Below are 9,881 nucleotides of genomic sequence, written 5' to 3' on the forward strand. Positions count from 1 at the left end.
GCCGATGGGCCCCGCGGCGGCCACGGGGGTGGTGTCAGACCAGGCGGTGCGCCCGGAGGTCGGCCACGTACTTGGTGATCAGGTCCGGTGACAGCCGGGGGATGTCGCCCTCGTCGTCGAGCGCGGCGGCCCGGACCGCCGCCCGGAACCGGTCCGCCGGCAGGGCGGATCCGGCGACCGGCTGGGCCGGCTCGGCGAAGGCGTGCAGCAGCGGGAGCAGCGAGTGCTGCCGCCGGCGGTCGGGCAGGCCGTGCAGGGCGGTCTCGAAGCGTTCGATCCACTCGGCGTGGTCCTGGACGCGGGTCAGCGGGTGTCCGGCCGCCGTCAGCCAGTCGACGACGGTGTCGAGCGAGATGCCGTCGTCGTGCGGGTTGACCACGTTGTACGTCCGGTAGCCCTCCCGTGCGTCGTCGCCGAGCGCGGTGACGGCCCGCGCGGTGAAGTCCACCGGGAGCGCGTCGTAGTGCGCGCGGCCGTCGCCGGTGCCCCGGGCGTAGAAGCTGCCGGGTGCGACGCCCGTCGCCAGCAGGCTCAGCACGAGGCGGGTGAAGACGTCCGGGACGTTGAGCTGACCGCGGTAGCGCGGGTGCGCGAGGATCATGTTCGAGCGGAAGACGGCGACCGGCAGGCCGAACCTCTCGTGGGCCTCGCGCAGCAGCACCTCGCCGGCCCACTTGCTGGCCGCGTAGCCGTCGGCGTAGTCACCGTCGAGGTCACGTACCCCGCCGGCGGTGCGGATGTCCGCCCACTCGTCGGCGGCCGCCGCGTTCCCGAAGACGACGGCGACCGTCGACAGGTAGGTGAACCGCTTGGTCCGGGAGGTGACCGCGAGCCTGATCAGCTCGGCCGTTCCCAGCACGTTGGGGCCGAACAGCTGGCCGTAGGGCAGGACGTGGTTGACCTGTGCCGCCGGGTGGACGATCAGGTCCACGGTGTCGGCCAGCCGCTGCCAGGTCTCCTCGTCGAGCCCGAGACGCGGCTCCCCGATGTCCCCGGCGACCACCTGGAGGTGCCGGGCGGCGGCCGCGCGGTAGCGCTCCACGAGGTCCGGGTCGCCGCTGTCGAAGGCCGCGTCGAGCCGGGCCCGGGCCTCCTCGGTGGAGGATCCGCGGACCACGCACACCAGCGTGCCGCCGCGCTCCGCCACGCGCTCCAGCCATTCGAGGCACAGGAAGCGGCCCAGGTAGCCGTTGGCGCCGGTCAGCAGGACGGTCCGGGCCTCGGGCAGTGGCCCGGCCGGCCTCCGCCCTTCGGCCTGCTCGACGGTCCGCGGGTCGAGGAACGCCTCCAGCCGCAGTTGGGCCGCGTCGAGCCGCGTCGCGTCCGGGCCGTGGACGCTGTCGGCGGTGGGGCGGCGGTGGTCCGCCGCGAGCGCCCGCTCGACGTGATCGGCCACCTGCCGCAGCGAGTTGACCGGGTTGACGATCACGTCGACCGGGACGTCGACGTGGAAGATCTCCTTCATCAGCTGGGAGAAGGACAGCGCCGTGAGGCTGTCGCCGCCGAGTTCGAGGAAGCGCGTGTCGGGCTCCACGACACCCTCGTCCAGCCCCAGGAGCGCCTGCGCGGCCCGGAGCACGGTCGCCGGCGGCGGCTGGTCGGTGCCGGCCTGGCGCAGCGTCCGGAGCTCCTCGGCCTCGCGGTCGGACAGCTCGGTGTACAGCGCTTCGAGACGCTCGCCGTACCGCTTCGTCAGGGCCGGCCGCAACGGCTTGCGCACCCCGGAGAGCAGCCCGTTCTCCTGGGTGAACGGCTCGGTCTCGACGAGCAGGTCCCGGGGGATCTCGTAGGAGTTCAGCCCCGCCCCGGCGGCGATCTCCCGCAGGGACTCCCGCAGGACCGCCCTGAGGCGCCGGGCGTCCCCGTCGACGCGGTCGAGGGCGTCCCGGGTCGGCACGACGACCGCGAGCAGGTAGGCGCGGGCGCCGCTGCCGTACAGGAAGACCTGCCGGACGGCCGGGCTGCCGGTGAAGAGCGCCTCCAGGCGGGAGACGGCGACGAACTCGCCCTGGGACAGCTTGATGACGTTGGAGCGGCGGTCGACGTACCGCAGTTCGTCGGGGCCGAGCCGGGCCATGATGTCGCCCGTGTGGTAGAAGCCGTCCTCGTCGAAGACCTCGGAGGTGGCGTCCGGGCGCCGGAAGTACCCGGGGACGAGCCGCTCGGACCTGATCAGCAGTTCGCCCCTGGGGTACGGCGTGTCGGTGCCGAAGTATCCCAGCTCGGGCACGTCGACCAGCTTGTGGTCGGTCACCGGCGGGCGCTGCACCCGGCCGTCGAGGAAGACGACCCCGCCCTCCGTCGACCCGTAGCCGTCGATCAGCCTGACCTGGAAGCAGTCCTCGACGAAGGCCGTGGTCTCGGCGCTCGGCGGGGCCGAGGCGCTGACGGCCGACAGGAGGCGGCCGCCCATGACCTCCTCCCGCAGCTCCTCCATCACCTGCCCGGCGCTCACCTGCTCGGCCGCGTCGCCGCCGGTCCCGGCCCGGCGGGACAGCTCCGCCCGGTAGTGCTGGAGGAGCAGGTCGGAGATGCGGGGCACCATGAGCAGCTCGGTGGGACGGACCAGGGAGAGGTCCTCGAGGAGCGTCGACAGGTCACTGGACGCCGCGAAACAGGCGAGGCCCCCCTTGGCGAGCGTCCCGAACAGCGCGCCCCTGCCCATCACGTGGCTCAACGGCAGGAAGTTGAGCACGATGGCGGGCCGCACCGGCCGGCCGGGCACGTAGTCGAGCCAGAAGCTCCGGACCAGACGCTCGGTGTACACGGCCCCCTTGGGGGTGCCGGTGCTTCCCGAGGTGTAGATCAGCGAGCTCAGCGTGTCGGGCGCCGACCCGTCGGGGACCCGGGGGAGCGGCGGCAGCGCCCTTCCCCGCTCGACGGTCGACGCCAGCGTGTCCAGGGCCACCCCGCGGCCCAGCGCCGCGAGCCGGGTGCGCGCGGACTCCAGCTCCTCCTGGTGGGCGGTGGCCTCGGGCCGGTGGCCGATGACCACGATCCTGCCCAACGAGGCGGCGTTCGCCACGAGTTCGAGCGCGACGTCCAGCTGGTCGACGTCCACCACGAGCAGGCGCGGTCCGGCCTGCTCGACGACGGGGGCCAGGTGCGCCGCCGAGGCCCCCGACTGCAGCGGGACGGACACCGCGCCGGAGCGGACGCAGGCCAGGTCCGCCACGGCGTACTGGGCGCTCGTGGGCCCGAGGAGGGCGACGAAGTCGCCGGGGCCCAGCGGATGTTCGGGGTGGTGGCGCCACTCGGAGGCCACCGCGCCCACCCGCTCCCGGAGTTCGCCGTAGGTGAGCGTGTCGAACCGCGGCAGGAGGCGCAGCGTGGTGCGGCCCGTCTCCGGGTCGGTGACCGGCTCGGTGGCGCGCTCGCCCAGGGCGGGGCGGTCGGCGTACGCCTCCAGCACGGTGGCCACCAGTTCGGCGAGCGGCAGGTCGGGGCGGCGGATCGCCTCGGTGACGGCGTCCAGGGGCGCGGTGTCACGGAACTGAGGGTCGGTCGCGTACAGGTGGGCGCTTCGTCGGTCGGTACGCGCGTCGAGTTCGTCGGCGGGGAGGTGCGAGAGGGACACGAATGATCTCCTATGCGGCCGAGAAAATCCTGTTCAGGTGGACGGTGGTGCCGTTCGTACGGGGTGATCGGATCAGTCGGGAGGGCTGCGGGCTCAACGCTCCTCGGCCGCACGCGCGTCGGCGATCTCGTGGTCGCGGGTGAGCCGGACGATCGCGGCGGCGGCCTCGCGGGCGCCGCCCTCGTCCCGGGTCTCGATCGCGTCGACGAGCCGCCGGTGCAGGCCCCCGTGCTCCTCGGCGTGGGCGGCGTTCCAGGTCGGGCCCCCCAGGTGCGAGGTGAGCGCCGTGCCGAGGTAGTCGTACACCTCGATCAGCAGGGCGTTCCCGCTCGCCCGGACGACGGACCGGTGGAAGAGCGCGTCGACGTCCGTGGCCGCGGACGCGTCCTCGCCGGCGGCGGCCGCCTCGGCGTCGGCCAGCAGCTCCCGCAGCTGCCGCACCTGCCCCTCGCTGCGGCGCAGGGCCGCGGCGCCCGAGGCGTACTCCTCCAGAACGGTCCGCAGCTCCAGCACGTCGTCCCGCTTCGCGGAGCCCGCCCGCCGCACCATCACCGACTGGAGCTCGCTGGAGGAGCGCACATAGGTGCCGTCACCGGCTCTGGGCTCCAGCAGGCCGAGGTGCACCAGCGCACCGATCGCCTCCCGCAGCGTGCTGCGCCCGACCCCGAGCTCCTCGACGAGGGCCTGCTCCGGCGGGATCCGCGTCCCGACCGGCCAGCCCCCCGTCTCGATGTGCGAGCGGAGGCTCTCCACGAGCTGGGCGGACAGGCTGGCCGTGCGCCGCGGTGCGCTGATGCGTGTCATGGGAGGACCATATACAAACATCAGACATTTGAACATCGTCTCTTCGGCCCGGGGCCCGGGCATGGAGCGTCACTCCTGGTAGCAGCACCCGCCGTACTCGTCGCAGTCGTACTCGATCCCGCCGTCGGAGCTGTGGGTGCGGCTCAGCTTCCGGTCGTCCACGGGGCAGATCGGGACGAAGGACGGATTGACCTGGAGGAAAGTCGAGTCCTTCAGGGAGAATACGGAATTGACGACGTCGAGGCCGTGTTCGCGGATCCCCTGCTGAATGAAGTCGAATGCGTCGTAGACATGGCCGCAGCCGCACGTGATCGGGGTGCACCTGAAATTCTTCACCCTGACGCCCAGCTCCACCCTGATCCTTTCGGTTTCCTCGGGGGATATCGGACGGAGTCCTGTGCGGCGGATCCGCTCCGGAGTCCAGAACCGCTCCTTGACGAGCGCGGCCTGGGCGCGGGTCAGGTAGAACGAGGCCGTGGTGCCACTCGTGATCGTGGCGAGGACGATGTCCGCGACGGCGTCGTCGTTCGCTGAGGTCACCACCTTTCCGGTGGCGACCATTCTGTCGATTTCCGCCAGCAGCTTCATGGTGTCCACTTCCTTGTTGTCAGTATGCGACCTCCCGCGAGTGCTCACAACCACCAGGAGAATTACCGGCCGGCCGGTAAACGGGTTGCGGAAGTCCTGGGCGGGGTGTCAGATTCCGGCTATGACGATTGTGCTGGGAACGCCGACCGCGGGCGGGGTGCGCGAAGCCATGGGCGCGCTGCGGGAGTGGCAGGACGACGGAGCGCCGATGCAGCTGCACGCGGGGGACATCGGCTGGAACTGTCGGTTCGGCACAGCTGAGACGGCCGCGGTGGTGCGGGCCTGCTGCTCCACGACCTGCTGACCGAGGAGGGCTGGGGCGTCGACGAGCCGTGGACGCCGCTGTTCCGCGACCTCGCGCAGGTGACGGTCTGGTCGGCCGGCCCGGGGAGGCCGGGGCTGGTCGAGCCGATGGGCGTCCACGAGGACCACCGCGGTCGCGGCTACGGCCGGGCGATCACCCTCGCCGGGGCGGCCGCGCTGCGGGAGCTGGGCTCGTCGAGCGTTCGCGTGTGCACACCGAGCTCCAACGTCGGCGGCGTCGCCACGTACCGGGCGGCCGGGTTCGAGGCGCGGCCGGAGATCGGCGACCGGATCCGCAAGGCCTGACACCGCTACGGCCCGGGCCCTCCGGCCCAGGCCGTCGGCCGTCGGCCCGCCCGACGAGCCGGCCGGGCGCGCCCTCGTCCTGCCGACACCACCGGTTTCCGGGCGTGGGCCGGTTCAGCGGTCCGCCGCGGCCTGCCGCAGGGCGCGGTGGCTGGGGGAGCCCTCGGCCGCGGTCAGGACGACGAGTTCGAGATTGTGGGTGCCGGGGACGACGTAGGCGGTGTAGTCCAGGTCGAGCCGGCCGGCCCGGGGGTGGTGGAAGCCGTGGCTGCCGGTGGCCGGGCCGCGGACGTCGTGTTCCTCCCAGAAGGCGGCGAACCGGCTGCTGCGCGCCGTCAGTTCGGCCACGAGGCGGTTGCCGCGTTCGTTGTGGGGGTCGGCGGCCAGGGCGTGGCGCAGGCGGTGGACGTTGCCGCGTGCCGTCTTCTCCCAGTCGGTGAGGAGCCGGGGTGCCCGGGGGTCGCAGAAGACGAACCAGGCGAAGTTGCGCTGCTCGGGCCGGAGTTCGGCGTAGTCGAGGAGCAGCCAGGCCTCGGCGTCGTTCCAGGCGAGGATGTCGCGCATGGGGGTGACCACATGGGCGGGCCACGGGGTGATCGAGGCGAGGAGCCGCAGGGTCGCCTCCGGCACGTCCGGGGCCACGGCGGCGGGGCCCGCCTGGTGGACGGGGTTTCCGGTGGCGAGGCGGTGGAGGTGGCGGCGGGCGTCGGCGTCGAGCTGCAGGGCGGTGGCGAGGGCGTCCAGGACCTCGGGGGAGGGGCGGCGCTGACGGCCCTGTTCGAGCCGGGTGTAGTACTCGGGGCTGATGCCGGACAGGGTGGCGACCTCGGCTCTGCGCAGTCCGTTCAGCCGCCGGGTGCTGGTGCGGGGCAGGCCGGCGGCCTCCGGGGTCAGTCGGGCCCGGCGGGTGCGCAGGAAGTGGGCCAGTTCGGGGAGTGCCGCTGATGGTGCCATGCGGCGAGTATCGGTCGCCTGGCGGCGCGGGGGGTAGCCCTGTCAGGGCCACCCCCGGCGGGGCCTGCCCGCGGCGGTGTCTCGTCGCGGTGCGCGCGGCGGCGCAGAGTGGCTGCCGGGGGCGCCGCGCGACGCGGGTGGCCCTGGTCGCCGACGGGCCGGTTCCGGTGTGTCGGCGCGTTCGCGCGTCCGTCGTTCCCGGTGCGCGTCCTTCGTCCTTGGAGTCCGTCCATGCCCGCACGTCCCGGCGAACCGTTCTCGCCTGCCCCGCCCATGCCCGTACGGCCCGGGGGACCGGAGTCCGCCGGCCCGGGGCCCGATGCCCCGCCGTCCGTCCGGTACGCGCCCCTGGCGGTGCTGAGCGCGGCGGCGGGCCTGGACGCCGGTGGTGTCGCCGTCCTCAACAGCGCCCTGCCCTCGGTGGGCGCGCGGTTCGGCACTTCGGCGCAGAACCTGTCCTGGGCGGTGACCGGCTACGCGCTCGCGTTCGCGGGGCTGCTGCTGTGCGGCGGGGCGATGGCGGACCGGCTGCGGCGTCGGCGGGTGCTGGTCGGGGGCCTGGTGACGGTTGCGGCGGGCGCCGCGCTGGGGTTCGCGGCGCCCGCGTTCTGGGCGGTCGTGGTGGGGCGCGTGCTGCAGGGCGCGGGGGCGGCGATCACCATGCCGGCGGCCACGGCCCTGCTGACCTCGGTCTATGCCGACGGGCCGATGCGTTCGCGCGCGCTGGGCGTGTTCTCCGCCGCGCAGGCGGGCTGCTACGGGGCCGGTCTGGTCCTCGGCGGCGTGGTCACCGGCGCCTTCGGCTGGCGCTGGGTGTTCGCGCTGCAGGCCCTGGCGGCGGCGGTCACCGCCGTGGCCGCGGTGCGGTGGCTGCCACCGGGTGAGCGGCACCGCCGGGGCTCCCTGGACGTGACGGGGGCCGGGGCGCTGGTGGCGGCGATCGCCCTGACCGTCTTCAGCGCGGACCTGGCCTCCCGCCCCGGCGGCGGCCCGCTCGCGGGCGCGCTGCTGGCGGCCGCCGTGGCCGGGGGTTGGCTGTGGTGGCGCCGCGGGCGCACCCGGGGCGGGGACGCGGTCCTGCTGGACCGGGACCTTCTGCGGACGCCCGGCGTGCGGACCGCGGCGGTGGTGGCCGGCGCGTTCTACTTCTGCGTCACCGGGTCGCTGTTCCTGCTGCCGCTCTACCTCCAGCAGGTGCGCGGCATGCCGCCGGCCGTCTCGGGCCTCGCGGTCCTCCCCGTCAGCCTGGCCGTGGCCGCGGCCGCCCTGGTCTCCGGGCGGCTGATGAGGACCCGCGGACCGCGCCCGCTGCTGGCCGCGGGCCTGCTGCTCACCGCCGGCGGCGTGCTGCTGTGGTGCGCGGCGGGGGAGCACAGCCCGTACCTCGGGCCGGTGCTGGCCGGCCTGGTCGTCACCGGCATCGGGCAGGGCCTGGCCTTCCCCGCCATCACCGTCACCGGTCTGCGCGAGGTGCCGGACCAGGCCCACGGCACCGCCTCGGCGGTCACGGCCACCGCCCTGCAGATCGGCAGCGGCATCGGCCCCACCGTCCTCGCCGGCATCGCCCAGAGCGTCGGCGCGGCGGGCCACGGCGAGCTGTCCCTGGGCGGCCATCACCTCGCCTACGCGGCGGCGGCCCTACTCCTGCTGCTCGTCGGCCTCCCGGCCACGGCCCGTCTCGGCAGGCGGGGCGGCTGACGGCGCCACGGTGCCGGGCGCCGAGTGCCGGGTGAACCCGAGGGGAAGGCCCCGCCCCAGCGCGGTGAAGTCTCGGTGGCCGTGACCCGGGATTTGCATGAACCAGTCAACAGGGCTGTCCGTCAGTGTTATGTTACCCGGCGGTTCGAGAGTCCGTGCGATGACTCCGAGCTGTGCGTCCCGCCACAAGTCACCACTGCCCCAGCACCGTTGACCCCGAAGGGACCCTCCACGTGACCGTGCGCAAGCTGACGCTGTCAGCCGCGGCGACAACCACCGTGCTCCTCCTCTGCGGCGCCGCCCTCACCGGGGCGGCGGCCTCACCGGCCGCCGCGAGCACCACCGTGACCACCTCGACGACCGCGCCCTCGACCACCGCGCCGACCGCGCCGACCGACCCGTCCGCCTCGTCCGCCGACCCGAGCACGTCGGCGACGCTGGCGCCCCCGACGTCCGGCACGGCCGCGGCCACGGTGGCGGCCCCGGCGCAGGGCAGCGCGCCGGCGACCGCCACCACCGCTCCCGTCCTCGCGCTCTCCTCCTTCGACCCGGGCAGCGGCACCGCCGTGCTCGCACCGGCCACCGCCGGTCCGCAGTCGCTGTCCGCCCAGGCCACGGCCGCTGACGCCGCGTCCGCCGTCCAGCCCGGGCAGCTGATCGACAGCCCGCCCACCCCGGCGGCCCCGCACGGCGCGCTGGTCGCCGTCACCGGTGTGCAGTCGACCGCCGACGGGAAGGTGGCCGTCACCACCCGCCCGGCCACCCTCCCCGAACTGCTCGGCGGCACCAGCACCAACCTGCGCAGCGCCGTCAGCCCGAGCAGCTTCGAGGTCCACCCGCAGATCGGCGGCGTCAAGGTCGTCACCGACTTCGGAGCGACCTCCGGCCAGGGCTCGGTCTCCGGCAGCCTGGGGCTGAGCGCCGACGCCACCGTCCCGCTGCCCGACGGCAGTTCGGCGAAGCTGTCCGGCTCGGTCTCGCTCCACCCGGCGATCGACTTCTCCTACCAGGGCGGCCTCGGCCTCATCGACCCCCAGCAGGCCCGGGTCGGCTTCACCCTGGGCGCGCACGCGGACTGGCGGGTCAGCGCGAACCTCTCCGCGAGCACCGGGCCGGTCCGGATCCCGCTCGCCACGTACAGCGCCAGCCCCGTGGTGATGGTGGGCCCGCTGCCCGTCGTGATCAACCTGGCCTTCACCCTCTCCGCCGACGTCAGCGCCGACGGCACCGTCACCCTCGACGCCGAGCAGGCGTACGACGGCCAGTGGGGCGTCCACTCCGACTACGTCAAGGGCCCGGGCTGGACCACCACCACCGACCCCGGGAACTCCACCGTCTCCCCGCTGCGCCTCGACCTGAGGGGCTCCGCCTCGGCGAAGGCCGGCCTGCTCGCCGAAGGCTCGATCGCCCTGTACGACACGGTCGGCGTGAAGGCCTCCATCGAGCCGTACCTGCGGGCCGCCGTCAACGGCTCCGTCGTCCTCGACGGCACCAGCACCACGCCGACCGTCAACGGCACGGCCGCCCTCTACGGCGGACTCGACATCAACGGGGCGCTGATGGCCCGGCTCGCCATCCTCGGCACCCCGATCCTCGAGGCCGACCTGCCCTTCCTCGCCTTCCACCGCGAATGGCCGCTCGTCTCGGTGGG

General features: G+C 74.2%; 6 protein-coding genes and 1 pseudogene. 3 read left to right on the forward strand and 4 right to left on the reverse strand.

Going from position 1 to position 9,881, the window contains the following annotated elements; all coding sequences use genetic code 11:
• Positions 1–34: 34 nt before the first annotated feature.
• The 3 genes from car to ACFRQN_RS37870 all read right to left on the reverse strand — a co-directional run bounded on the left by car (position 35) and on the right by ACFRQN_RS37870 (position 4,969).
• Positions 35–3,577, reverse strand: coding sequence for a carboxylic acid reductase (gene car, locus ACFRQN_RS37860; RefSeq protein ID WP_380745119.1), 3,543 nt, complete (start codon positions 3,575–3,577; stop codon positions 35–37).
• A 93-nt stretch (positions 3,578–3,670) separates the two neighbouring features.
• The gene (locus tag ACFRQN_RS37865; RefSeq protein ID WP_380745121.1) at positions 3,671–4,381 is read right to left on the reverse strand and encodes a FadR/GntR family transcriptional regulator; all 711 of its coding nucleotides are present in this window, start codon (positions 4,379–4,381) and stop codon (positions 3,671–3,673) included.
• A gap of 69 nt (positions 4,382–4,450) precedes the next feature.
• Positions 4,451–4,969 carry a hypothetical protein gene (locus ACFRQN_RS37870; protein ID WP_380745123.1) on the reverse strand — a complete coding sequence of 173 codons (519 nt, stop codon included), beginning with the start codon at positions 4,967–4,969 and terminating at the stop codon, positions 4,451–4,453.
• A gap of 121 nt (positions 4,970–5,090) precedes the next feature.
• On the opposite strand from ACFRQN_RS37870, the pseudogene ACFRQN_RS37875 reads away from it, so the two are divergent.
• Positions 5,091–5,578: pseudogene (locus tag ACFRQN_RS37875) on the forward strand (GNAT family N-acetyltransferase).
• Positions 5,579–5,692: 114 nt separating this feature from the next.
• Here ACFRQN_RS37875 and ACFRQN_RS37880 read toward each other — a convergent pair.
• Positions 5,693–6,532, reverse strand: coding sequence for a helix-turn-helix domain-containing protein (locus ACFRQN_RS37880; RefSeq protein ID WP_117485943.1), 840 nt, complete (start codon positions 6,530–6,532; stop codon positions 5,693–5,695).
• Between the two features lie 231 nt (positions 6,533–6,763).
• Between ACFRQN_RS37880 and ACFRQN_RS37885 the strand changes: the two genes are divergently transcribed.
• Positions 6,764–8,230 (forward strand): MFS transporter, encoded by a 1,467-nt coding sequence (locus ACFRQN_RS37885; protein WP_380745126.1) that lies wholly within the window; start codon positions 6,764–6,766, stop codon positions 8,228–8,230.
• Between the two features lie 233 nt (positions 8,231–8,463).
• The coding region (locus tag ACFRQN_RS37890; RefSeq protein ID WP_380745128.1) for a hypothetical protein at positions 8,464–9,881 on the forward strand (1,418 nt) is incomplete at its 3' end.

It is taken from the genome of Kitasatospora sp. NPDC056800 (assembly GCF_042789775.1).
Classification (GTDB): domain Bacteria; phylum Actinomycetota; class Actinomycetes; order Streptomycetales; family Streptomycetaceae; genus Kitasatospora.

Bases quoted from the DNA above. Each gene is read 5' to 3' on its own strand.
- ACFRQN_RS37870 (WP_380745123.1), bottom strand. From the start codon at position 4,969: ATGAAGCTGCTGGCGGAAATCGACAGAATGGTCGCCACCGGAAAGGTG.
- ACFRQN_RS37880 (WP_117485943.1), bottom strand. From the start codon at position 6,532: ATGGCACCATCAGCGGCACTCCCCGAACTGGCCCACTTCCTGCGCACC.
- ACFRQN_RS37865 (WP_380745121.1), bottom strand. From the start codon at position 4,381: ATGACACGCATCAGCGCACCGCGGCGCACGGCCAGCCTGTCCGCCCAG.
- ACFRQN_RS37885 (WP_380745126.1), top strand. From the start codon at position 6,764: ATGCCCGCACGTCCCGGCGAACCGTTCTCGCCTGCCCCGCCCATGCCC.